Origin of the sequence: Clostridium sp. DFI.5.61 (assembly GCF_024462915.1) — a bacterium.
Taxonomy (GTDB): domain Bacteria; phylum Bacillota; class Clostridia; order Oscillospirales; family Oscillospiraceae; genus Lawsonibacter; species Lawsonibacter asaccharolyticus.
In genome coordinates this window covers 34,440-56,334 of sequence record NZ_JANGBZ010000019.1, presented here as the reverse complement: position 1 = coordinate 56,334, position 21,895 = coordinate 34,440, and the positions used below count along the sequence as shown (strand labels likewise).

The 21,895-nt window shown below is 54.2% G+C and carries 22 protein-coding genes and 1 pseudogene; 19 read left to right on the top strand and 4 right to left on the bottom strand.

Annotated elements, in window-relative coordinates:
- Positions 1–492: 492 nt before the first annotated feature.
- Both NE584_RS10790 and NE584_RS10785 read right to left on the bottom strand, forming a co-directional pair.
- Positions 493–1,566: an SPFH domain-containing protein gene (locus NE584_RS10790; protein WP_256182772.1), complete on the bottom strand. Its 1,074-nt coding sequence runs from the start codon at positions 1,564–1,566 to the stop codon at positions 493–495.
- A 12-nt stretch (positions 1,567–1,578) separates the two neighbouring features.
- Positions 1,579–2,016 (bottom strand): NfeD family protein, encoded by a 438-nt coding sequence (locus NE584_RS10785; protein ID WP_077138665.1) that lies wholly within the window; start codon positions 2,014–2,016, stop codon positions 1,579–1,581.
- A 235-nt stretch (positions 2,017–2,251) separates the two neighbouring features.
- Here NE584_RS10785 and NE584_RS10780 point away from each other — a divergent pair, with 235 nt between their 5' ends.
- The 6 genes from NE584_RS10780 to groL all read left to right on the top strand — a co-directional run bounded on the left by NE584_RS10780 (position 2,252) and on the right by groL (position 7,971).
- Positions 2,252–3,091, top strand: a complete 840-nt coding sequence (locus tag NE584_RS10780) for a glycerophosphodiester phosphodiesterase family protein (RefSeq protein ID WP_256182771.1) — start codon at positions 2,252–2,254, stop codon at positions 3,089–3,091.
- An 11-nt stretch (positions 3,092–3,102) separates the two neighbouring features.
- Positions 3,103–4,224: a class I SAM-dependent RNA methyltransferase gene (locus NE584_RS10775; protein WP_108979645.1), complete on the top strand. Its 1,122-nt coding sequence runs from the start codon at positions 3,103–3,105 to the stop codon at positions 4,222–4,224.
- Positions 4,225–4,234: 10 nt separating this feature from the next.
- The gene (locus NE584_RS10770; RefSeq protein ID WP_256182770.1) at positions 4,235–4,738 is read left to right on the top strand and encodes a DUF3916 domain-containing protein; all 504 of its coding nucleotides are present in this window, start codon (positions 4,235–4,237) and stop codon (positions 4,736–4,738) included.
- Positions 4,739–4,754: 16 nt separating this feature from the next.
- On the top strand, positions 4,755–5,669 hold the full coding sequence (locus NE584_RS10765) for a YegS/Rv2252/BmrU family lipid kinase (RefSeq protein WP_256182769.1): 915 nt from the start codon (positions 4,755–4,757) through the stop codon (positions 5,667–5,669).
- A gap of 223 nt (positions 5,670–5,892) precedes the next feature.
- Entirely contained in the window at positions 5,893–6,177 is a 285-nt protein-coding gene (gene groES / locus NE584_RS10760; RefSeq protein WP_050622601.1) for a co-chaperone GroES, read from the top strand.
- Positions 6,178–6,342: 165 nt separating this feature from the next.
- The gene (gene groL, locus NE584_RS10755; protein ID WP_050622602.1) at positions 6,343–7,971 is read left to right on the top strand and encodes a chaperonin GroEL; all 1,629 of its coding nucleotides are present in this window, start codon (positions 6,343–6,345) and stop codon (positions 7,969–7,971) included.
- 150 nt (positions 7,972–8,121) lie between these two features.
- Here the strand turns inward: groL and NE584_RS10750 are convergent, their stop codons facing one another.
- Both NE584_RS10750 and NE584_RS10745 read right to left on the bottom strand, forming a co-directional pair.
- On the bottom strand, positions 8,122–8,970 hold the full coding sequence (locus tag NE584_RS10750) for a helix-turn-helix domain-containing protein (protein ID WP_256182768.1): 849 nt from the start codon (positions 8,968–8,970) through the stop codon (positions 8,122–8,124).
- A gap of 15 nt (positions 8,971–8,985) precedes the next feature.
- A complete protein-coding gene (locus NE584_RS10745) occupies positions 8,986–9,522 on the bottom strand; it encodes a hypothetical protein (protein WP_256182767.1) in 537 nt (178 codons plus the stop codon).
- 35 nt (positions 9,523–9,557) lie between these two features.
- Here NE584_RS10745 and NE584_RS10740 point away from each other — a divergent pair, with 35 nt between their 5' ends.
- The 13 genes and pseudogenes from NE584_RS10740 to NE584_RS10680 all read left to right on the top strand — a co-directional run bounded on the left by NE584_RS10740 (position 9,558) and on the right by NE584_RS10680 (position 21,496).
- On the top strand, positions 9,558–9,779 hold the full coding sequence (locus NE584_RS10740; RefSeq protein ID WP_216494597.1) for an LLM class flavin-dependent oxidoreductase: 222 nt from the start codon (positions 9,558–9,560) through the stop codon (positions 9,777–9,779).
- Between the two features lie 100 nt (positions 9,780–9,879).
- The gene (locus tag NE584_RS10735; RefSeq protein WP_256182766.1) at positions 9,880–10,731 is read left to right on the top strand and encodes a GIY-YIG nuclease family protein; all 852 of its coding nucleotides are present in this window, start codon (positions 9,880–9,882) and stop codon (positions 10,729–10,731) included.
- A 35-nt stretch (positions 10,732–10,766) separates the two neighbouring features.
- Entirely contained in the window at positions 10,767–12,137 is a 1,371-nt protein-coding gene (locus NE584_RS10730; RefSeq protein WP_256182765.1) for an SAP domain-containing protein, read from the top strand.
- A 339-nt stretch (positions 12,138–12,476) separates the two neighbouring features.
- Positions 12,477–12,776, top strand: coding sequence for a DUF3847 domain-containing protein (locus tag NE584_RS10725; protein ID WP_256182764.1), 300 nt, complete (start codon positions 12,477–12,479; stop codon positions 12,774–12,776).
- A gap of 2 nt (positions 12,777–12,778) precedes the next feature.
- Entirely contained in the window at positions 12,779–14,254 is a 1,476-nt protein-coding gene (mobQ, locus tag NE584_RS10720) for a MobQ family relaxase (RefSeq protein WP_256182776.1), read from the top strand.
- Between the two features lie 15 nt (positions 14,255–14,269).
- Positions 14,270–14,905 (top strand): annotated as a pseudogene (locus NE584_RS10715) (CHC2 zinc finger domain-containing protein).
- Positions 14,883–16,214: a VapE domain-containing protein gene (locus tag NE584_RS10710; RefSeq protein ID WP_368670721.1), complete on the top strand. Its 1,332-nt coding sequence runs from the start codon at positions 14,883–14,885 to the stop codon at positions 16,212–16,214. The pseudogene NE584_RS10715 and the gene NE584_RS10710 overlap by 23 nt, the downstream one beginning before the upstream one ends.
- 240 nt (positions 16,215–16,454) lie before the next feature.
- Positions 16,455–16,649 carry an excisionase gene (locus NE584_RS10705; RefSeq protein ID WP_035301233.1) on the top strand — a complete coding sequence of 65 codons (195 nt, stop codon included), beginning with the start codon at positions 16,455–16,457 and terminating at the stop codon, positions 16,647–16,649.
- A 143-nt stretch (positions 16,650–16,792) separates the two neighbouring features.
- Positions 16,793–17,947 (top strand): site-specific integrase, encoded by a 1,155-nt coding sequence (locus NE584_RS10700; protein WP_256182763.1) that lies wholly within the window; start codon positions 16,793–16,795, stop codon positions 17,945–17,947.
- 504 nt (positions 17,948–18,451) lie between these two features.
- Positions 18,452–18,766: a PadR family transcriptional regulator gene (locus NE584_RS10695; protein ID WP_242850257.1), complete on the top strand. Its 315-nt coding sequence runs from the start codon at positions 18,452–18,454 to the stop codon at positions 18,764–18,766.
- A complete protein-coding gene (locus NE584_RS10690; RefSeq protein WP_050622614.1) occupies positions 18,763–19,956 on the top strand; it encodes a DUF2812 domain-containing protein in 1,194 nt (397 codons plus the stop codon). The genes NE584_RS10695 and NE584_RS10690 overlap by 4 nt, the downstream gene beginning before the upstream one ends.
- 231 nt (positions 19,957–20,187) lie before the next feature.
- Positions 20,188–20,748 (top strand): TetR/AcrR family transcriptional regulator, encoded by a 561-nt coding sequence (locus tag NE584_RS10685; RefSeq protein ID WP_108979649.1) that lies wholly within the window; start codon positions 20,188–20,190, stop codon positions 20,746–20,748.
- Positions 20,749–20,827: 79 nt separating this feature from the next.
- The gene (locus NE584_RS10680; RefSeq protein WP_050622615.1) at positions 20,828–21,496 is read left to right on the top strand and encodes a hypothetical protein; all 669 of its coding nucleotides are present in this window, start codon (positions 20,828–20,830) and stop codon (positions 21,494–21,496) included.
- Positions 21,497–21,895 lie beyond the last annotated feature (399 nt).

Sequence of the window (21,895 nt, the reverse complement as noted above, 5' to 3'; positions counted from 1 at the left end):
GTCCGGGAGGCCGTCTTCAATGCGGATGCCAGCGCCCATGAGTACACTCCGCCGGTAGGGGATGATCCTGTCCGTGCAGAAGATGGGGGGCGACGCCCTGGTGGAGATCGCCTTTGACAACGTGGGCACCAAGCGGCTGATGCTCAAATCCGCTGCCGCCCACATGGAGAAGATATGAGGAGGAGCGGCTGTGGAGCGAAATAAAAGGACGGCCAGGACGCTGACGGCGGCGCTCTGCCTGGCCCTTCTGGCTGGATGCGGCGCGGAAACGGCCGGGGAGAGCCTGGATGCCGATGAGATGCACCCGGGATGGAGCACCGTGACCACCGATCCCTCCGCCTACGGCATCACCTATCAGGAGCTGGAGGATCTGAGCGGCATGCCCCTGGACCAGCTGACGGCCTACTGCCTGGGGGCGGACGGGGTCTACGGGGAGAACGGCTTTGACCAGCTGTACCACCGGTTCCTGGAGGCCCCGGATACCGTGCTGTCCTACCTAGCCTTGATCGACAGCCGGGAGGAGCGGGAGCTGTTGTGCACACACTTGGCTTCCGCTGATGTGTCCTGGTACGGCGGGACCGAGGCGTTTGGAGCGATTTTGGACCGCCTGGCCGGAGAGAGCGGGACCAGTGGGGAGCTGGCGGAGCTGATCCAGACAGAGTGGAAATCTTTGCAATAAACATGGATCTCGCTGGGTACGATGATCTTGGTGGCCTTGCCGTTGGCGGCGGCGGTGAACGCCTCCAGGGCCTTGATCTTCAGCACGCCGTCGCCGGGGTTGGCCTCGTTGATGAGCTTAATGGCGTCAGCGGTGGCCTGCTGCACCTTCATGATGGCCTGGGCCTGGGCCTCGGCTTCCAGGATCTTAGCCTGCTTGGCGCCCTCAGCCTGAAGGATGGCGGCCTGCTTGGCCGCGTCAGCCCGCAGGATGGCGGACTGCTTCTCGCCCTCAGCCACCAGGATCTGGGACTGCTTCTGTCCCTCGGCCTGGAGGATGGACTCACGGCGCTCGCGCTCGGCCCGCATCTGCTTCTCCATGGACTCCTGAATGTCTCTGGGCGGCATGATGTTCTTCAGCTCCACCCGGTTGACCTTGATGCCCCAGTTGTCGGTGGCCTCGTCCAGAATGGCCCGCATCTGACCGTTGATGTGGTCTCGGCTGGTGAGGGACTGGTCCAGCTCCAAGTCACCGATGATGTTGCGCAGGGTGGTGGCAGTGAGGTTCTCAATGGCGGACATGGGATTCTCCACCCCATAGGTGTACAGCTTAGGGTCGGTGATCTGGAAATAGATCACCGTATCGATCTGCATGGTAACATTGTCCTTGGTGATGACGGGCTGGGGGGGAAAATCCACCACCTGCTCCTTCAGGGAAACATTCTTTGCAACCCGCTCAATGAACGGGATCTTGAAGTGCAGGCCCACGCCCCACACGCCCTGAAAGGCGCCCAGGCGTTCAATGACGAATGCGCGGGACTGCGGGACCACCCGGACGTTGGCGGCCAGCACCAGCAACACCAGCACCACCAGGATAATGGGCACTAAAAACGAAAGAAAACTATCCATGATCTCTCCTCCTTATAACAGCTCTACAAAAACCTTGACTCCCTCGATGCGGAGCACCTTGACCTCCCGCCCAGGCTGTATGACAACGTCATGGGCGGAGCGAGCGGTCCAGACCTGTCCCGAGATATTCACCAGGCCGCTCCCCTTCAGGTTGTCGATCTCCTCTGTGACCAGTGCTGTGGCGCCGATGACCCGGTCCGCGTTGGTGGCCTGGTAGCGGGGCGTCAGGAACTTCTTTGCCAAGGGGCGGACCAGCAGCAGGGTCACCCCGGACAGAGCCAGAAAGACCACCACCTGGAGCCACAGCGCCGCGCCAAAGCCTGCCGCGATCAGCGCACCCAGAGCACCCACCGCGAACCAAACGGAGGTCAGGCCCACAGTGATAGCCTCCCCCACCGCGAACACGATCAGGGCGATCAGCCAGAGCACAGTAAACGGTATGGGTATCATAGCACACTCCTTTCTGTTCCCATCCCGGGGGGCTGGAAAGAAAACTTCTTTCCTTGGATGACAGGATATCATATCTTACAAAAAATTGCTATGGTTTTCTCTCTTTTTTCTGTAAATAATTTCAGGATCGGGGGAGCGCCGCCTTTCCGCTCTATAAAGTATTTGCCTAATGGCGAAAAATCCGATATACTGTTTTTTACCAATCTCTCTCGACGCTTAAAGGAGAATCCCGCCCATGCCCATCGTTTCAGAACTTATCCTCTCCCTCATGCTCACTGCCTCCCTGTCCGCCGGAGCTCCCCTCTCTGCTCCGCCGGGCCTGGCCGTCTCCCTTCCTGCCATCACCGCTCAGGCGCAGCAGCTCCACACCCCCCTGATGATCCTCCACGCCGGCGGCGTCACCCCGGAGGGAGTGACGGGCAGCAACAGTCTGGAGGCGCTGGAACATTCCTACGAAAACGGCTTCCGGCTGCTGGAGCTGGACTTCTCCTGGACCTGCGACGGGGAGCTGGTCTGCGTCCACGACTGGAACGCTTTCTATGGCCGCATCCTGGACACGGACTCCCCCACCCTGGCCCAGTTCGAGGCCGTCCGGGACAGCACCTACGGCTTCACTTCCCTGACCCTGGATCATCTGATCGCCTGGCTGAGGGAACACCCCGGCGTCTCCATCGTCACCGACATCAAGGAGGACTGCGCGGCGGGCGCCGCCCTGATCGCCCAGCGCTGTCCGGATCTGCGCAGCCGCTTCATCATTCAGATCTACCACCCGGAAGAATATGACCAGGTGGCAGATCTGGGCTTTGAGCACATCATCCTCACCGTGTATCAGATGTCCTGGTCCGAAAAGCAGGACACCGCCGCCCTGGTCCGCTTTGCTGCTGAACACCCCCTGGAGGGGATCACCTTCCCGGTGGAGCTGGCGGACACCCCAGGCTATGTGGAGGCGCTCCTGGAGGCCCAGGTCCCCCTCTTCGTCCACACGGTCAATGACCCGGCGGATCAGGCCGCCCTGGTCCGCCAGGGCATCTCGGGCATCTACACTGATCTCGGGGCGCCCGCCCCCCAGGAATAAGGAGAACTGCCATGGAAACTCTGAACTTTGCGATCCCCACCCTCTTCGGCCTGGAGGCCCTGGCTGCGGATGAGCTGCGCCGCCTGGGGCTGGACCAGGTGCGGGCGGAAAATGGCCGCGTCCTCTGCTCCGGCCGGCCCGGCGACATCCCGCGGATGGATCTAAATCTGCGCACCGGGGAGCGGGTGCTGCTGGTGCTGGGCACCTTCCCTGCCGGAGATTTCGACGCCCTGTTTGAGGGGACCCGTGCCCTCGCCTGGGAGCAGTTCATCCCCCGGGAGGGCCGGTTCCCTGTCAAGGGGCACTGCCTTAATTCCGCCCTCCATTCCGTGCCTGCCTGCCAATCCATTGTGAAAAAGGCGGCCGCCGCCCGTCTGGGGGATGCCTACGGCCTGAATACCCTCCCTGAGACCGGAGCGCTCTTCCAGATCCAGTTCTCCATCATGAAAGACACCGCCGTCCTGATGCTGGACACCTCGGGACCAGGGCTTTACAAGCGGGGCTACCGGGCCCACGGGGTGGACGCCCCCCTTCGGGAGACCCTGGCCGCCGCCATGGTGCTCCTCTCCCGCTACCGGGGCCGGGACCCGCTGTGCGACCCCTTCTGCGGTTCGGGCACCATCCCCATCGAGGCCGCCCTCATCGCCAAAAACCGGGCTCCGGGCCTGAACCGCTCCTTCTCCGCCCAGAAGTGGAGCTGGCTCCCCGCTCAGGCCTGGATGGATGCCGCCGATGAGGCCCAGGACCGGGAGTTCCACGGGGACTATGAGATCTGGGGCGGCGATATCGACCCTGCCGCCGTGGAGCTGGCCCGGCACAACGCCCAGCTGGCCGAGGTGGACGACATTGTAAGGTTTGAAGCGGCGGACGCCCGCACCTTCCACTGGGGCGGGATGTACGGCCGGATCGTCACCAATCCTCCCTACGGCGAGCGCATTATGGAGCGCCGGGAGGCAGAGGAGCTGTACCGCGCCTTCGGAAAGGCATGGACCAAGTTCCCGGAGACCTGGAAGCTGTATCTGCTCTCCTCCCATACGGAGTTTGAGCGCACCTTTGGGAAGACGGCGGACAGGAAGCGGAAGTTATATAACGGAATGCTGAAATGTGACCTGTTCCTCTACGGCGTCAAATAGGAGGTGCATCATGGCATATCGTGTCAAAAAATTCCGGGGCTATCGGCGGATGCTCAGGAAGCTGATCCGGGTGGTAGAGGACTACCAGCCCGACTGGCGCCCGGACGAGGCGGATGGTCGGGAAGAATTTCTGGAGCTGGACCTGTACTCTCACCGGTTTTTCCACCCCCGTGGAAAGGGCCGGAAGGCCCTGTTTTCCGCCCTGCTGCGCAAGACGGAGGCCCTCATCGCCGCCAAGCCGGCGGACCTGCCCTTCTGCAAAATATTCCTCTTTATGCCTGGGGGAGACCTGGGCCAGGCGGAGATCGTCCTCATCTATGACCGGGAGCGGTTTGAGACCTTCTGGCTGCGCACTGACCCGGCGGACGGGCTTTGGACCCTCCAAAAGGACCGCTCTCTGCTGACGGAGCTGGGGCTGTCCTCCACGCTCCCGGAGCGGTGCGTGCTGGAGGAGTTCCACTGGGCGGGCTATGTGGAGAGGACGCTGATCTGGGGCTATGGGGAGCTGCCCTGACCCATCGGAGGTATTTATGAGGCACCTGTTCATCATCAACCCGGCGGCGGGCAGGCCGGAGAGCACCGCCCGGCTGGAGACCCTGCTGTCCCGGCTGTCCTTTCCCCACGAGGTGGCCTATACCCGGGAGGCCGGGGACGCCCAACGGCTGGCGGCGACGGCGGTCCGGACGGGGGGGCCGGTGCGCATCTACGCCTGCGGCGGGGACGGCACCCTCAACGAGGTGGTCAACGGGGCGGCGGGCTTTGACAACGCCGCGGTCACCTGCGTGCCCAAGGGGACGGGCAACGACTTTCTCAAGCTGTTCGGCCCCCGCTTCCGGGAGCTGTTCTACGACCTGGAGGCCCTGGCCGCCGGCCCCCAGCGTGCCTTTGACCTGATGGACTGCAACGGCAAGCTGGGCCTGGACGTGGTGTGTGCCGGCGTGGACGCCCGCATCGCCGCGGGGGTGCACCGATATAAGGACCTGCGCTTTGTCTCCGGTATCGGCGCCTATCTTCTATCCCTGACGGAGCAGGTCATCTTCCGGGGCCTCTGCCGTCCCCTGACCATCCGTGCCGAAGGCCTGGACTGGCAGGAGCGGCAGACCGCCATCCTGTGCATCTGCAACGGCAGGCACTACGGCGGCGGCTTCATGCCCGTGCCGGACGCCATGCCGGACGACGGTGTGCTGGATGTCCTGGCCGTGGGGGAGATCAGCCGCCTCACTTTCTTCCGCCTGGTGGGCAAGTACGCCCAGGGGCTCTACCGGCAGTACCCCCAACTTATCACCGACTGGCACGGCCAGTCCCTCTCCTTTTCCTCCCCCCGGGAGATCACCGTGGTGGTGGACGGCGAGGTCATGCGCGGGACCCGCTTCACCGTCCGCCTCTCCCCCTTGAAAATCAACTTTTTCTTCCCTGCGGGTGCCGATTATTCCCCCGAATTTTAGCACTCTTTTCTCCACTTTGTGAACGGACGGTAAACTTTTACGAAATTGCCCGCAATTTTTTGAAATTGGGGGTTGATTTTTTGTTTTAAAACGTTTATTATCATACTCGTGGTTGGCACTCAGTTTTATTGAGTGCTAACATTCCGAGAGTCCTGTCGGTCACAGTGTCGGCGCACTCTCCCCAACTCGTTTAATACCAATATCATATAAGGAGGAACCTGTTATGAAACTCAAGCCCTTAGCTGACCGCGTCATTCTGAAGATGGTGGAGGCCGAGGAGACCACCAAGGGCGGCATCATCCTCACCGGCGCCGCCAAGGAGAAGCCCGAGGTGGCCGAGGTCCTGGCTGTGGGCCCCGGCGGCATGGTGGACGGCAAGGAGGTCACTATGACCGTGAAGGTGGGAGACAAGGTCATCACCAGCAAGTATTCCGGCACCCAGGTAAAGATCGACGGCGAAGAGGTGACCATCGTCCGTCAGAACGATATCCTGGCCATTGTAGAGTGAAATTCAGCGACGGCAACTAGGAATGAGAAACGTCGGATCGATGAATTGCCTGAGGCGGCAGTCGATCCCAATGGCTACGGTAAAGCCGGACCGCCGCAATTCCTAAGTTCTAACTCCTAATTTCTGATTCAAACTAAGTCTTCTCTAAATTGGAGGTAATGTGTTATGGCTAAAATCATTTGCTACGGCGAGGAAGCCCGCAAGGCTCTGGAAAAGGGCGTGGACCAGCTGGCTGACACCGTCAAGATCACTCTGGGCCCCAAAGGCCGCAACGTGGTGCTGGACAAGAAGTTCGGCGCCCCCCTCATCACCAACGACGGCGTGACCATCGCCAAGGAGATCGAGCTGGAGGACCCCTTTGAGAACATGGGCGCCCAGCTGGTGAAGGAGGTCTCCACCAAGACCAATGACGTGGCCGGTGACGGCACCACCACTGCTACCCTGCTGGCCCAGGCTATCGTGAAGGAGGGCCTGAAGAACCTGGCCGCCGGCGCCAACCCCATGGTCATGAAGAAGGGCATCGCCAAGGCCACTGCCGCCGCCATCGAGGCCATGAAGGTCAACAGCCAGAAGGTCAACGGCTCCGCTGACATCGCCCGCGTGGGCGCTGTCTCCTCCGGCGACGAGGCCATCGGCCAGTTGATTGCCGAGGCCATGGAGAAGGTGGGCCACGACGGCGTCATCACCATCGAGGAGTCCAAAACCGCCGAGACCTACTCCGAGGTAGTGGAGGGCATGCAGTTCGACCGCGGCTATGTCACCCCCTACATGGTCACCGACACTGAGAAGATGGAGGCCAACCTGGACGACGCCCTCATCCTCATCACCGACAAGAAGATCTCCAATATCCAGGAGTTGCTGCCCGTTCTGGAGCAGGTGGTCCAGTCCGGCAAGAAGCTGCTGATCATCGCTGAGGATGTGGAGGGCGACGCCCTGTCCACCCTGATCGTCAACCGCCTGCGCGGCACCCTGAACGTGGTGTGCGTCAAGGCCCCCGGCTTCGGCGACCGCCGCAAGGAGATGCTCCAGGATATCGCCATCCTCACCGGCGGCACTGTGATCTCCTCCGACGTGGGCCTGGAGCTGAAGGAGGCCACTCTGGATCAGTTGGGTCAGGCCCGCCAGGTGAAGGTCACCAAGGAGAACACCACCATCGTCAACGGCGCCGGCAGTTCCGAAGAGATCAAGGCCCGCATCGGCCAGATCAAGAGCCAGATCGAAGTCACCACCTCCGACTACGACAAGGAGAAGCTCCAGGAGCGTCTGGCCAAGCTGGCTGGCGGCGTAGCCGTTATCAAGGTGGGCGCTGCCACCGAGGTGGAGATGAAGGAGAAGAAGCTGCGCATCGAGGACGCCCTGAACGCTACCCGCGCTGCTGTGGAGGAAGGCATCGTGGCCGGCGGCGGCACCGCCTATCTGAACGCCATCCCCGCCGTGGAGAAGCTTTACGCTGAGACTGAGGGCGACGAAAAGACCGGTCTGCAGATCGTGGCCCGCGCACTGACCGCCCCCGTGAAGCAGATCGCTGCCAACGCCGGCATTGATGGCTCTGTGGTGCTGGAGAAGATCCGCGAGTCCGGCAAGGTGGGCTACGGTTTCGACGCCTACAACGAGGTCTACTGCGACATGATCCCCACTGGCATTGTTGACCCCACCAAGGTGACCCGCTCCGCTCTGGAGAACGCCGCCTCTATTGCCTCTACTCTCCTGACCACCGAATCCCTGGTGGCCGATAAGCCTCAGCCTCCCGCACCTGCAGCCCCCGCCGCTCCCGACATGGGCGGCATGTACTAAGAGACACCGCAAAGCCTTGAAATTGCTTGATTTTTTGAGTGTGCAAAAGCGGATTTACGCCAAACTTACGCCACTTACGCCAAAAATTCAAGCGCATTATAGGGTAACAGAAATCGGCACCTGCCTTAAAAGCAGGTGCCGATTTTTTCCTTATTTGCGTTTCTTTTTGCCTTTCCCGTGCTGCAACTGTGGTTTTGCTTTCCCTCGCTGGTTGATTGGGCTTTTCAAGTACTTGGACAGCTTGAGTATTTCAATCAGCGAGACGAACTGCTCTTTGGAGAGCTTGTCATAATCAATACCAAAGGTAGCGAGGAATGAACGGACTTGCTTTTCCTCGGAACTGCCCTCAAAATTCATCGCATCCTGCAACTGCCCCTGTACGGTTGCTGCGAGGGAGCTTTCACCCGCAGTCATGGTGTCGGGACGATGCTCATTCCGAATGTCACGGAGAATACCTTTCAGATCATCCGCAATCAGGCTTCCGAAATACTCGTCCTCTCTGATCTGCGCGACTTCCAGTGTCCGCAGGTGCAGATCATTTTCCTCGCCGCCGTTTTTCATCAGTGCCATCTGCCGGACGGCTTCCAAAACGGCGTTCATGTCATTGACCCGCATATCCGCGATCCGGTCAACGTAAATCTCGGCGTCCAGCATGAAACGCTGGAAATCCTTGTGGCAGATCAGCTCCGACAGCAGTTGGTGATTGAACTTGCCCGTTCTCAATACTTCGATTGCATCATCACCCAAATGCAGAGCGTCCAGCTCTGTGTTTGGGTGATTTTTTTGTTCTGTCAGCCCCAGCAGGTAATCGGTGGACACGCTGTAGAACTTTGCCAGCTCCACCATGCTGAACGGGCTGATGTCCTTGAAATCGTCGGCTTCGTATTTTCCCAGCGCAGATTTTGAGATGCCTGTTTCCGCAGATAGCTGTTCCAGCGTCAGACTGCGCTCTACACGCAGATCTTTAAGCCGTTCCTGAATGGTGAGCTTTGGCTGCATAGCGGTGTCCTCCCTTCAAATTTCTGCCCTTTTCCGGTCTTGTCCATAAGCGTGGAAATTTGCATTTTTCGGCGCGTTTTCCGACCTCTTGGATATACGGGAGAGGGCTATATTTTTCGCTAAAATGGTCTTGCAATCGCACCTGAACCTTGAAAATTGCATGACCGTCCGAACGGGATATGTTCTCTGGCGAAGTGCCGCATCCAGCGCACCAAGGAGAACGAAACGCCGGGAGCGATCCTCCGGGCAGGAACGACGTTCGGAAAGAGCGGCAAAATCGAAAGTAAAAATCAAAGCAAGTGAAAACGGCGAAATAGTTTTCTGCTCTGTGCGGTTATCTGCACGGAACAGAGCGCTATCCGGCAGCGAACGATGTTTGCTGTCTGGTTTGACATTTCGCCATTTCACACAAAGACACATCAAACGGCAAAAGCGGAAGGTGTTGCCTGTGACCAACGTATCATCGGCGGCATTTCCAGCGAAAAGTCGTGCATTAAAAATCAGCGCCCTATGGCGAACGGGTGTCACGATTTGACAAACCCATTTTACCATAGAGCGTATCGAAAAAACAGGAGGAACATTTGAATATGAGAAAATCCGAAACCTATCGCAACGAGATCAAGTCCTACATCGTCCGCACCGGCATGACCATGACCGAGGTGGTGGACTACCTCTCCGATGAATACGGCTGGAGCCGCAGCGTTCCCAATCTCTCCGGCAAACTCAAGCGCGGTTCGCTCCGCTATGGCGAGGCGGTAGAGTTGGCGGACGCGCTGGGGTATGACATCGTGTGGGAGAAGAGAAAATGAAAATCTTAGTCTGATTTGCAACACAAATAACAAGTCTTTTATTTCGAGGCTGGAAAAGTTCTGTGCAATATGATAAAATTGAAAATGAGGTGAAAACCGTATGATCAAATTCTCAGACTTTATGCCAGTCGATTTTCCGGATAAGACGAAAGTCAAATTTAACATGAATGCAGGGAATACTGCTTTGCGTGCATGGGACTATCTGTTGGATGATGCTCCTGAATGGGTTGCAATGAACGCGCATAAGCGCAAACAGGCAAATAACAACTTAAATCACGCGGATTATCTTCTGGCTTTTGCTCAGTATTATCCTTACGGTCCCCAATATTATATTTTTGGTGGAATGTACCAGGTTGAAAAAATTCTCCCAGAAGTATTTGATGCTGTGGGGTATAAGCTTACACTTCTCCCTGATTACGCAGACTATCGCAAACGGTTGATTATTAGGCTAAAGAAGCCAATCGGCAGAGATATTTATAACAAGCCATATCAGTCTGTTCAAAGAGATTTTGACCCCGAAGTATACGAACTTGCTCCGGCTACGAAACTTGGCGCATTCCCCGGATACAGCAAAGTACTTTTGAGCCATAAAGATTTGCAGACCATTATCAAGCTGGACGCTCCTGAGTGGAAAAATGCTCTTTCCAGCGTGAAAGGCGTTTACTGTATTACAGACCGTTCAACAGGACAGCTCTATATCGGATCGGCGACGGGGGATATTGCTGGCATCTGGCAGCGTTGGTCATCTTATGCCGATGTAACGAATCTCACAGGCGGCAATAAGGCTTTTGAAGAACTGAAAAACAATGGAGCGGACTACATCGTAGAAAATTTTTCATACTCCATTTTGGAGATCTTTGATATGCGTACAAAGCGTGAGGATATTATTCAACGTGAGTCGTATTGGAAACGGGTTTTTCAAACAATAAAGTACGGCATGAATAACAATTAGAACTGTACTACAACGGAGGGGAGGTTGATGCAAATATGACGAAGCAATATAAGGGACGGACAGCAACTATTGAAATTGATGAGAAGAATGTTATCATCAAATCTTCCGGATTCTTTTCATCATCAAAGAAAACTATTCCACTTAGGGATATAAAGAATGTCGAACTTAGTGCAAGTTCATTTTTCTCAAAGGATACGGTGGAAATATACTATGGCAGCAATGTTGAAAAAGTCCGGTTTTCCAATTCTGCCGATGCGAAGAAAGCAGCGACCGACATCACAGATATTGCAAGGAAAAACAGGCGAACATCTCCACTCGGGGAACTTACGGGACTTGCCACATCGTTATTTGGAATTGGCGTATCTGTTGCCTCCGCCATAAAAGAGGATCAAGAACGACAGCGGGAAAGGGAAATTCAAAAAGCAGAAGCCGAATATAAAAAGGCTGTTGATGACTTTCTTAACTCTGGTAAACTAACGACCACTACTTATGTCAATGGAAGAGAGTTTAACCATCCTACTGCTAAAGACGATGTAGAAGCTGTATTTATTGCAGAGTATGCAAAGTCGCCCCGCACCGCAGAACAGCCGTGGTCACAGAAATGGACGGAGCAATACGGTATTCAAGATGTTCCTGCCTATCTGCAATCTGTGGTTGCAGATGGATATTTGGAAGAAGCCGTTTTGGGGAAAGCGCTTTCGACCCTCACAGGGGAACAGCTTAAAACAATGTTGTCCGATCTTTCTATGAAAACGAGCGGGGCAAAGGACGTTCTTATCCAGCGGCTAGTGGAAGAAGCAGATGAACATAGGGTGCGACAGCTTTTTCCCAATCCTGTGTACGCGCTTACTGAGAAAGGCGCTGAGTTGCTGAGGGCTAATCAGTCTGTACTTGCCGATATGTGGATAGATTGTGAGAAAGCCATTGAGCAGGGCAAAAATGTTGCACCTGAGTTTAAGAGACCTGATGCTAAGAAAGTAAAAAAGAAAAGAACAGCTAAGAAACAACTGACAGATGCAGAGAAACTTCGAGAATACAAAAAATCGCTCAGGACTCTATATGAAGCATTAAAAGGTCCTGAAATTCGAGAGCAAATTTCAACAATCAAAGCTTGTAAACCGACCAGAAAAGAGTTGGAAGAGGATTTGCGGGGAATATGTGCGAATGCCTGTTATTCTCCTATTCCGTACTCCGAAACAATGGGGAATATCTATAAGTACAGAGATTTCTACTCCGAAGAACTTATTGACCAAATATACAAAGGGCAAACAAAGTATATGCTCTTTGATAGAACCGGTTTTGCAGATTTGGTTCATAAGATTTCCGGTGATACCCCATTTGACTTTTTTGCATTTATTGACAAGAAATGGGATATGTTTGTATCGGAATATATGAGAACGCATTGAACGTCACTATTCCGGGATAGGAAGAAATATCCCTTTGGAACAAAGGGCGCACTTCTATACTCTCCTGATGGGAGTATGTGCGCTCTGCGAGGCAGACAGCCCGGACAGTCAAATGTCCGGGCTGTTTTGCGTCACTTTGTTCCGAACAAGGGGCTGCACCCCTTGCGACGCTTGCGCGCCTATCCCAGCGCACTTTGCAGCGGAAACAATCTGCTGGCGCAGACCATTTCCGCCGCAAAGCCTGAAAATCCATATCATTATCAAGACCGTCTACTGAAAACGTAGGCGGTCTTTTTGTATCTATCCACCCCATCATTTATCAGTCAGGAGGTCAAAATCATGCACGAAAAAGAAATTGAGAAACTGCAAGCCGAGAAAGAGAAAGTTGAACGCCAGCTTGCACAGGAGGAGCACAAAATCCAGCGCCTTGAGAACCGCGCCGCCTACTATGAAAAGGGAGAACGGCGCAAGCGGGCGCACCGGCTTATCACCCGTGGTGCTGCCATCGAGAGCGTCGCACCGCAGACGAGGGGTTTGAGCAAGACTGCATTTTACGCTTTTGCAGAACAGGTCTTTGCCCTACCAGATGCGCAAAAGCTTCTCATGGAAGCTGTCGGCCGCCATGCGGGAGGTGATTGAGCATCGCACTGTTTCATTTTCATGTGACGCAGATCAAACGCAGCGCGGGGCAATCTGCCGTGGCTGCTGCCGCCTACCGTGCTGGGGAAAAGCTGCACAGTGAGTATTACGGCGAGGACAGCGACTACACCCGCAAGGGCGGCGTGATCTGTTCTGAAATCCTGCTGCCGTCCCACGCCCCGCCAGAGTACGCAGACCGCGAAACGCTCTGGAACGCCGTGGAGAAAGCCGAGCGCGGCAAGAAAGCACAGCTTGCATATAGCTTTGACATTGCCTTGCAGAACGAGTTTTCCATGCAGGAGAACATCGACCTTGCAAGGCAATTCTTATTGGACAATTTCGTGAACCGGGGCATGGTGGCGGACTTCGCCGTGCATCAGCCGGACAAGGAGGACGGCGGCATTTCCAATCCGCATTTTCATGTCATGTGTCCAATTCGCCCTATGGAACCGAACGGCAAATGGGGAAACAAACAGCGGCGGGAATATGTGCTGGATGAGCACGGCGAGCGCGTTCTGGACGAGGCAGGCAACTATGTGTTCAACGCCGTTCCCACGACGGACTGGGGCAAACCCGAAACGCTGGAAGCGTGGCGGCAGGCATGGGCTGAGATGTGCAATGCCAAGTTTGCTGAAAAAGGCTTGGACTGTCGCATTGACCACCGCAGCTTTGCCCGTCAGGGCGTGGAGCAGATCCCCGCGCAGCATGAAGGTCCCACCGTCCGGGCGATGGAGGCAAAGGGCATCCGTACCAACAAGGGCGATCTCAACCGCCTCATTCGGAAAACCAACGCGCTGATGCGGGAGGCAAAGGAAAAGATCGCCGCGCTGATTGGCTGGCTCAGGGACGTAAAAGCCGAGCTCGCCAAGCCACAGCCGCCCATGCTCAACGATCTGCTGGCGCTGCATTGCGCCAATCGTAACAAAGGCGCGTACAGCAACAAGGCGAAGAACGCCAACTTGCAGCGTTACGCCGAGGCGTTCAGCTTTCTGCAATCCAAGAATCTTTACACCGTGGACGATCTGGATAACTCACTTCACGCCATGCAGGACAAAATCGACACGCTGAAAAAGTCGGCATCGTCAAAGCAAGCCAGTATCAAAGAAGTGGGTGAACTGCTGCGGATGGTGGATTACTACAAAACCGGGAAGCATGTTGCCGACAAGCTGAAAAACATCCGATTTGAGAAATCCCGGCAGAAATACAAATCCGAACACGACGATGAACTGCGGACGTTCTACATGGCAGAGCGCAAATTAAAGTCGTATTTCAAGGATGGCAAGCTGCCCATCACCGCATGGCGTAGGGAGCGCGAGCAGTTGGAGCAGGAATACAAAGACATTCAGACGGAGCTTTCGCCGCTCCATGCCGACGCGAAAAAGCTCTGGGCGATTCACTACAACATCTACGAGGTGCAGCATGAACAGGAGCGCCAGAACATCGAGCTGCGGCAGAAAAAGCAGGAAATCGAACACTAAGGAGGGCGTTGCCTATTGAGTATCTTTGAAGCCGTCAAGCAGTCTGTGACCACCCGGCAGGCTGCGGAGCGGTACGGCATCCGGGTGGAGCGAAACGGAATGTGCCGCTGCCCGTTCCACGATGACAGCACACCCAGCATGAAGCTGGATCGCCGGTATTACTGCTTCGGCTGCGGTGCCACCGGGGATGTGATTGACTTCGTTTCCCGGCTTCGCGGAATCGGCAGCAAGGAAGCCGCAATTCTGCTGGCACAGGATTTTGCTATTCCGTATGAGGATGGCACGGGCAAAATGAGCAAGCCGTGACAACAAAATACCGACGAACAGAATTATCAGCACATGGAACGATACTGCTTCCGTGTGCTGTTGGACTATTACCGGCTGTTATGCCGCTGGAAGGAGGACTATGCCCCGCAAATGCCGGAGGACGGTTATGATCCATGCTTTGTGGAAGCATTACAGAAACTTTCGCTGGTTGAATATCTGCTGGACGAGTTGCTGTGCGGGGATATACAGGCGCGGGCATCCGTTGTGATCGAATATGGAGAGGAAGTGAGAAAAATTGAGCAGCGAATGGCAGAGCTTGCCGCCGCAGATGAAGCAGCAGCTCAAAATGCAGGCAGGCAGCATGGCACAGCCGATGAGCGTTGAAGAAGTCAAAGCCATGCTGGACACCACGGAAAAAGGTGGCGTCCGCAACAGTATCAAGAATTGCCTGACGGTATTTCAGCACGATCCGCTGCTCTCCGGCGCGATCGCCTACAATCTGCTGACCGACCGCACCGACATTGTGAAGCCCATCGGCTACGACCGAAGCCCCGGCATCTCCATGACCGACACGGATATGAAGTACATCCGGCTGTATCTGGAAGAGAATTACGACCTGACAAGTGAGAAGAAAATCATAGATGCCGCCGATCTTGCCGCCCATCAGAACAGCTATCACCCTGTCCGGGACTATCTGAACAGTCTTGCATGGGACGGAACAGAACGTATCCGCTACTGTCTGCACCACTTTCTCGGCGCGGAAGCAGACGAGTACACTTTTCAGGCGCTGCGGCTGTTCCTGCTTGGCGCGATTCATCGGGCATTTCATCCCGGCTGCAAATTTGAAGTCATGCTCTGTCTGGTGGGCGGTCAGGGTGCGGGGAAGTCCACCTTCTTCCGGCTGCTGGCAGGCAAGGACGAGTGGTTTTCTGATGATCTGCGAAAGCTGGACGATGAAAACGTGTACCGCAAGCTGCAAGGTCACTGGATCATCGAAATGTCCGAGATGATTGCCACCGCCAATGCCAAGAGTATTGAGGAAATCAAGTCGTTTCTGAGCCGCCAGAAGGAGGTCTATAAAATCCCGTATGAAACCCATCCAGCAGACCGGCTGCGGCAATGCGTGTTCGGCGGCACATCCAACGCAATGGACTTTCTGCCCCTCGACCGCTCCGGCAACCGGCGCTTTTTGCCGGTGCAGGTCTGCCCGGAACAGGCAGAGGTTCACATTTTGGAGGATGAAGCCGCATCCAGAGCCTACTTGCAGCAGGTGTGGGCAGAAGCTATGACCATCTACCGGGCAGGCGGCTGGAAGCTGACATTCAGCCCGGAAATGGTGCGCTACCTCAAGGAGCATCAGAAGGACTTCATGCCGGAGGACACCAAGGCAGGCATGATTCAGGCGTTTCTGGACAGCTATGCGGGCGATACCGTCTGTTCCAAGCAGCTTTACAAGGAGGCGCTGAACCACGCCTTTGATGAGCCGAAGCAATGGGAGATCCGAGAGATCAATGAGATTATGAACCAGTGCGTGACTGGCTGGACGTATTTCTCCAATCCCCGCAGCTTTGCCGGGTACGGCAGGCAAAGGGGCTGGGAACGTGAAAAGACTGCAACGGGCAGCGGCAACCAAGCCGAAGAAATCCCGGACAGCTTTGTGGAGATCACAGAGCAGATCGAGATGCCGTTCTGAAAAGCACGGCTGGTTGCAAAACCTGTTGTTGCCCCGTTGCCGGGCTGGTTGCCGGGAGAATCCCTGTTTTGTCAGGCCTTTTCTATCTTTGACAACCAAAACAACAGAAAAATCGAAGAAAAGGAAAATCGTAAATCAACCGTCAGATCGGGGATGTTTCGAGGTTTTTGGAAGTCCGTTGCCGGACTTCGTTGCCGCCTTGCCCTGTCTGGCTATTTTTGTGTGGAGGACAAACTGCCTATGAAGGAAATCCCGATTTGGGAAAAGAGCAATCTGAGCTTGGAGGAGGCTGCGGCTTACTCCGGCATTGGTATCAACAAACTGCGCGAGATCACCAACGAGGACCGGTGCAAATTCGTCCTCTGGGTGGGCAACAAGCGCTTGATTAAACGCCGCCTGTTCGATCAGTTCATCGAGCAGGCGTATTCTATTTGAAAAAGTGATGTGAAAACCATGATACAGCGATACTTTGAAAAAGTTGTCTGTTTCCGTTCAAGATCAGTGGAAATCGCATATTCGGTATGATATACTTGTATCAATCCCTATAATCGCGCTTTTCACGGAAAGGAGTTTCTGAATTGTCTGAAAAGCGCAAAGATAGCAAGGGGCGTGTTTTGAAGGACGGCGAGAGCCAGAGAGCAAACGGCACCTATGACTATCGTTATACCGATATACACAAGAAACGGCGTTGTATTTACGCCAAATCCCTGACAGAGCTGCGGAAGAAAGAGGACGAGCTGCGGCGCGACATGGCGGACGGCATCGACTATGCAGCGGGTGATATGACCGTGGCTGAACTGGTTGACCGCTATATGAACCTGAAACGGGGCTTGAAGCAAAACTCCCTGCGGTCTTATGGTTCTGCGGTCAAGCGGATTCATGCTGACCCGTTTGGGCAGAAACCGATCAAGACCGTAAAGCTATCGGACGCAAAGGGCTGGTTTGTGTTCCTGCACGACAGCGGCATCAAGCAAAACACCATCGGGGTACTGCAAAGTGTTGTCAGACCGGCGTTTGAAATGGCGGTGGATGATGACATCATCCGCAAGAATCCGTTCAAGTTCAAGCTGTCCGATGTAATACCAAAGGACGCCTATGTACGCGACGCGCTGACCAAGGAACAGCAAGAGAAGTATCTGCAATTCGTGCAGGACTGCGGCGGGAATTACTATGATGACATTGTGATTCTGCTGGGAACCGGCTTGCGCGTGAGCGAGCTGTACGGTCTGACACGGGCAGATATTGACTTCGACCGACGCTGTATTCACGTTCGGCGGCAGTTATGCCGGACGGCAGAGAAGCCCTATTTTGTCACACCGCCCAAAACCAAAAGCGGCATCCGAAACGTCCCCATGACGGACGCGGTTTACATGGCGCTGATGAGGGTGGTGAAGGGAAGAACGTCTCCGAAGGTGGAATTGCTGGTAGACGGTCACAGCGGATTCCTCTTTCTGGACAAGTCGGGGATGCCGAAGGTTGCGATGCACTTGGAGAACTATATGCGAGGGCTGCAAGCGCGATTTGAACAGGTATACGGCAAGCCTGTTCCTCGAATCACGCCCCATGTGCTGCGGCATACGTTCTGCACCAACGTCCAACAGGCGGGGCTTGATGTGAAAAGCCTGCAATATCTGATGGGACATTCCAACGCCAGCGTGACGCTGGATGTCTACACCCACAGCAGCTTTGATTCTGTCGAGAGAGCCTTTGAACAGATCGCCAGCAGCCTGTAATTTTCATTGTACGAAGTTGGCTGGCTTACGCCACAACTTACGCCAATTCCCTGTCAAGTGGCGTAGATTTGCGTAGAAATGTGTGAATTTCATCAAAATCAAGGAAGCTGCAAAAAGCGGTTCAAAGCCTTGATAACTCTACGAAAATCTACATTTTGCGTTATATGCGTTTTGCTTCAAAAAGTTGCGGTTTTGAAGGGCGGCATGTACTAAGACATGCCTCGACCTCTTGAAAACGCTGAACTTTTGCAACACAGGAGTGCAGCCCTTATGCCAAGCTTACTCCACAAACGCAAAAATAAAAGCGCATAACAGGGTGAACCAAAGCCGACACTTACAGTTTTGTAGGTGTCGGCTTTTTCTTTTGTTCTGCTAAATCTTAAAGACATTAAATTTCACAACTCCATATCCACATATACAAGAGGAGCTGCTTGACAATATCGCGCCGCGATGTTAGAATAGGAAAAGGCAATATCGTGAGACGATATTGCAGAAAGAGGTGCCATGATCGATATGAAAGATAGAGGGGTACTGACAGAGTCAATGTTCTATGTGCTGATGTCTTTCCTGCACCGTGAAATGTGTGGTATTGAGATCACAGAATTTGTAGAACAGAAGACCAATGGACGGGTGCGTCTTGGTCCCGGTACGCTTTATACATTGTTAGGCAAATTTCAAGATGAGCACCTGATCGAAGAAACACAAACCGATGGCCGCAAACGCAGCTATCGGCTGACTGAGAGAGGCAGAGCAGTATTTAAGGACGAGCTGGCACGCCTAAAAGCCTGTGTCCTTGATGGAGAGGAGGAATTTTTATGAGCAAGACTGTGATCCGTATAACACCAGTTGGCGGTTTTGATATTCCAGGGTTAGAAAACTGGTTCGCTGTTATGGCTGGGAAAGGACTGCGCTTTTCCATGACCACTGGTCCCCTCACCATTTTTGAAAAGACAGCGCAACAAACGGTACAAATCCATTTAGAGCCGATTCGCGGAGCAGTAAATGATGATCCAGAGCTAAATGCGCTTTACGAAGATGCAGGCTGGCACTACTGGGGGATCTTCCGCGGAAGTTTCTATGTCTTTGCCTCTGACGACTTGACGGCGCAGGCACATACAGACTCGGAAACACAGGATTATGCGTTAAAGCGCTTTTTCAAAGAGAAAGTGATTGGAGGTGTACTGCTTGCCTTCGGAAATGTGCTTTTGCTCAGCCTTTATCAAAACGGCTCCCCATGGGAAATTGATTGGACATGGCTCAGATATTATCCCGTTGAGACCTTTTCCAACCGACCTGTGCTCCCGTTCCTACTGACAGCGTTTGGGTTGTTGCTGATTGACTTATCGTACTTGTTGGGGCTTTTCCATTTACTGTGCTACCGAAAGGCGATTAAAAGCGGGACAGTTCCAAAGAGACACGAAAGAGTCGGCTGGTTGTTGGCGATAGGATTCGCGTTTTTGCTTCCGGTCTTTATCAATACCATACAGTTGTTTGCGGGAACAGATTACCGCCCCTATGATCTAGCAGGTTCCGGCTTCATCACTCTGACGGACATTGAGGGAGAAGATCTGCCGCTCTCCCGGGATGTGTTTTACAGCATGGACTATATCTCTCATGGTGGAACGCTACTCGACCCGGAATCTTGGTATTTTCATCAGTATGGTGCATTCAACGAGGATGACAGCCCAAATGACGTACCTCATCTGGAGGTCATCATCACTCGTTACCCATTGGATATACTCGCCGAAATGCGGGCAGAGGAATGGAGCAGGCAGAAATTTAACAACTCCGGTGACTATCAGCAGTTTGATGTTCTCGATGAATGCTTGTACGCCAAACGCGAAGGGCGAACTCATGTCAATGAGATAACCGGGGAACCGCGTGTTTTTCTGCCCGGCGGCATCCTCGTGCTGCGTCGCGGAGATACCGTCCTGTTTGCCGATTACTATGGAGAACAGGATCTCTCTGAACATATTGAACATTTTGCGCAAATGTTAATGGACCTGTAATCCCAGCTTATCGGGCTGATAAAAAATCAAACTAATATCTCAGCGGTGGGACAGCCAGCCTGCGGCTGTCCCACCTTGATAACAGACAAAGCACAGCCTGCGGCCCCCGTCAACGGCTGCTTTTGCCGTCCATTTCGACCATTGACAGGGTAGAGACCTGACACAAAAAAGTCTTGACAAATCAAGGGTGGGATGCTATAGTGAACATCGTTCAGAATGGGGCGTGAAAACGTGAACACGGTCATCACTTCCAAAGAGGCCATCTTGGAGACCAGCCGTAAGCTGATCCAGGAGAACGGCTGGGCGGCCGTCAACATCCGCAGCGTGGCGCAGGCCTGCAATATCTCCGTCGGCTCCGTCTATAATTATTTTGACAGCAAATCTGACCTGATCGCCGCAACGGTGGAACGCGTCTGGTGCGATATCTTCCACATCCCTGATGGCCAGACCTCCTTCAAACGGTTTCCAGACTGCATTGAATGGGCCTATGAACGTATGCGGCGTGGGAATGAAATATATCCCGGTTTCTTCTCCATGCACTCCATGAGCTTTGTCGGTGAAGATAAGTCCAGTGGGCAGGAGCTGATGGCAAAATCGTGGAAACACATTCAGGAGGGCTTCCACATGGTCCTGATGCGGGATAAAAATGTAGATCCGGCGGTTTTTGACGACGTCTTTACTCCTCAAAAATTTGTTGAGATCATCTTCTCTCTGATCATCTCCTCTTTGCTGCGGCACGACTATGACTGTGCCGGCATTGTCAGGATGGTGGAACGGATCCTTTACCGTTAAAGAATTCCCGTTCATGCGGGAATTCTTTATCCAGCAAAATGAACAAAGTTCATATCAAGTAGGAAAGCGAGGCCTCTTCATGCAAGCTATTGTTGAAACACTGTTTGATGCAGTCTATCTGACTTCCGTGATCGCCATTGGCGTCACCATGATCGTAAAGAGCAGGGGAAACAAAGAGTACTGGCTGTTCGGCATCATGGCCGTCGTCCTTGGCGCCGGCGACGCCTTCCATCTGGTCCCCCGGGCTCTGGCTCTCTGCACCACTGGTCTGGAAAACTTTATCGTCCCCCTGGGCATAGGCAAATTCATCACCTCCATTACCATGACGATCTTTTACATCATCCTCTACTATGTGTGGCGGGTCCGGTACAAGGTCAATGGTCAAAACGGCATTACCGCCGCCGTGTATCTGCTGTCTGCCCTGCGGATCGCCCTCTGCTTCTTCCCTCAGAATGCATGGCTGAGCGCCAATGCGCCGCTTTCCTGGGGCATTTACCGGAACATTCCCTTTGCGCTTTTGGGCCTGCTGATCATCGTCTTGTTCTACAGGAGCGCCCGGCAAGCAAAGGACCGCGCGTTCCGTAATATGTGGCTGACCATTGTGCTCAGTTTCGGTTTCTACATTCCCGTGGTCCTCTGGGCAGACGTCGTCCCTATGATTGGTATGCTGATGATCCCCAAGACCTGCGCCTATGTCTGGACGGTCCTGATCGGCTTCAAGGCCATGAAGGCCAGCACAGAGATCTGATAAAAGATACCGCTGGCTGTCTTGCTGATAGCCGGCGGTATCTTTTTCACTTTTGGACTGCCGAAGTTAGAATATCCAGAACTGGCCTTCATTCTGTACACTTGCCTATCCAAATTGGTGCTCCTTTATTATAGCTCGTAACACAAAGCAAAGAGCCACCCCTTCTTCAAAAACACCTATACAATGTAGGTTTCAATAATTTCCCCTATGAAATAAAGCCCAGAATGACCGGCCTCCAAAATGAACCGACAGACATGTTTAAACTTCTGAAACAAAATCGTTTTCTTATCTTTGTCCCCGTTTACTAAAGCGTATTTTTCCCACCTATCCAATATAAAATTTTGTACACCCCGCAAGCGCATTTGTTAACTTTTGGTGACTTCCATTTCAAATAGGAGA

Bases quoted from the DNA above. Each gene is read 5' to 3' on its own strand.
- NE584_RS10790 (WP_256182772.1), bottom strand. From the start codon at position 1,566: ATGGATAGTTTTCTTTCGTTTTTAGTGCCCATTATCCTGGTGGTGCTG.
- NE584_RS10785 (WP_077138665.1), bottom strand. From the start codon at position 2,016: ATGATACCCATACCGTTTACTGTGCTCTGGCTGATCGCCCTGATCGTG.
- NE584_RS10780 (WP_256182771.1), top strand. From the start codon at position 2,252: ATGCCCATCGTTTCAGAACTTATCCTCTCCCTCATGCTCACTGCCTCC.
- NE584_RS10775 (WP_108979645.1), top strand. From the start codon at position 3,103: ATGGAAACTCTGAACTTTGCGATCCCCACCCTCTTCGGCCTGGAGGCC.
- NE584_RS10770 (WP_256182770.1), top strand. From the start codon at position 4,235: ATGGCATATCGTGTCAAAAAATTCCGGGGCTATCGGCGGATGCTCAGG.
- NE584_RS10765 (WP_256182769.1), top strand. From the start codon at position 4,755: ATGAGGCACCTGTTCATCATCAACCCGGCGGCGGGCAGGCCGGAGAGC.
- groES (WP_050622601.1), top strand. From the start codon at position 5,893: ATGAAACTCAAGCCCTTAGCTGACCGCGTCATTCTGAAGATGGTGGAG.
- groL (WP_050622602.1), top strand. From the start codon at position 6,343: ATGGCTAAAATCATTTGCTACGGCGAGGAAGCCCGCAAGGCTCTGGAA.
- NE584_RS10750 (WP_256182768.1), bottom strand. From the start codon at position 8,970: ATGCAGCCAAAGCTCACCATTCAGGAACGGCTTAAAGATCTGCGTGTA.
- NE584_RS10745 (WP_256182767.1), bottom strand. From the start codon at position 9,522: ATGGTAAAATGGGTTTGTCAAATCGTGACACCCGTTCGCCATAGGGCG.
- NE584_RS10740 (WP_216494597.1), top strand. From the start codon at position 9,558: ATGAGAAAATCCGAAACCTATCGCAACGAGATCAAGTCCTACATCGTC.
- NE584_RS10735 (WP_256182766.1), top strand. From the start codon at position 9,880: ATGATCAAATTCTCAGACTTTATGCCAGTCGATTTTCCGGATAAGACG.
- NE584_RS10730 (WP_256182765.1), top strand. From the start codon at position 10,767: ATGACGAAGCAATATAAGGGACGGACAGCAACTATTGAAATTGATGAG.
- NE584_RS10725 (WP_256182764.1), top strand. From the start codon at position 12,477: ATGCACGAAAAAGAAATTGAGAAACTGCAAGCCGAGAAAGAGAAAGTT.
- NE584_RS10710 (WP_368670721.1), top strand. From the start codon at position 14,883: ATGGCACAGCCGATGAGCGTTGAAGAAGTCAAAGCCATGCTGGACACC.
- NE584_RS10705 (WP_035301233.1), top strand. From the start codon at position 16,455: ATGAAGGAAATCCCGATTTGGGAAAAGAGCAATCTGAGCTTGGAGGAG.
- NE584_RS10695 (WP_242850257.1), top strand. From the start codon at position 18,452: ATGATCGATATGAAAGATAGAGGGGTACTGACAGAGTCAATGTTCTAT.
- NE584_RS10690 (WP_050622614.1), top strand. From the start codon at position 18,763: ATGAGCAAGACTGTGATCCGTATAACACCAGTTGGCGGTTTTGATATT.
- NE584_RS10680 (WP_050622615.1), top strand. From the start codon at position 20,828: ATGCAAGCTATTGTTGAAACACTGTTTGATGCAGTCTATCTGACTTCC.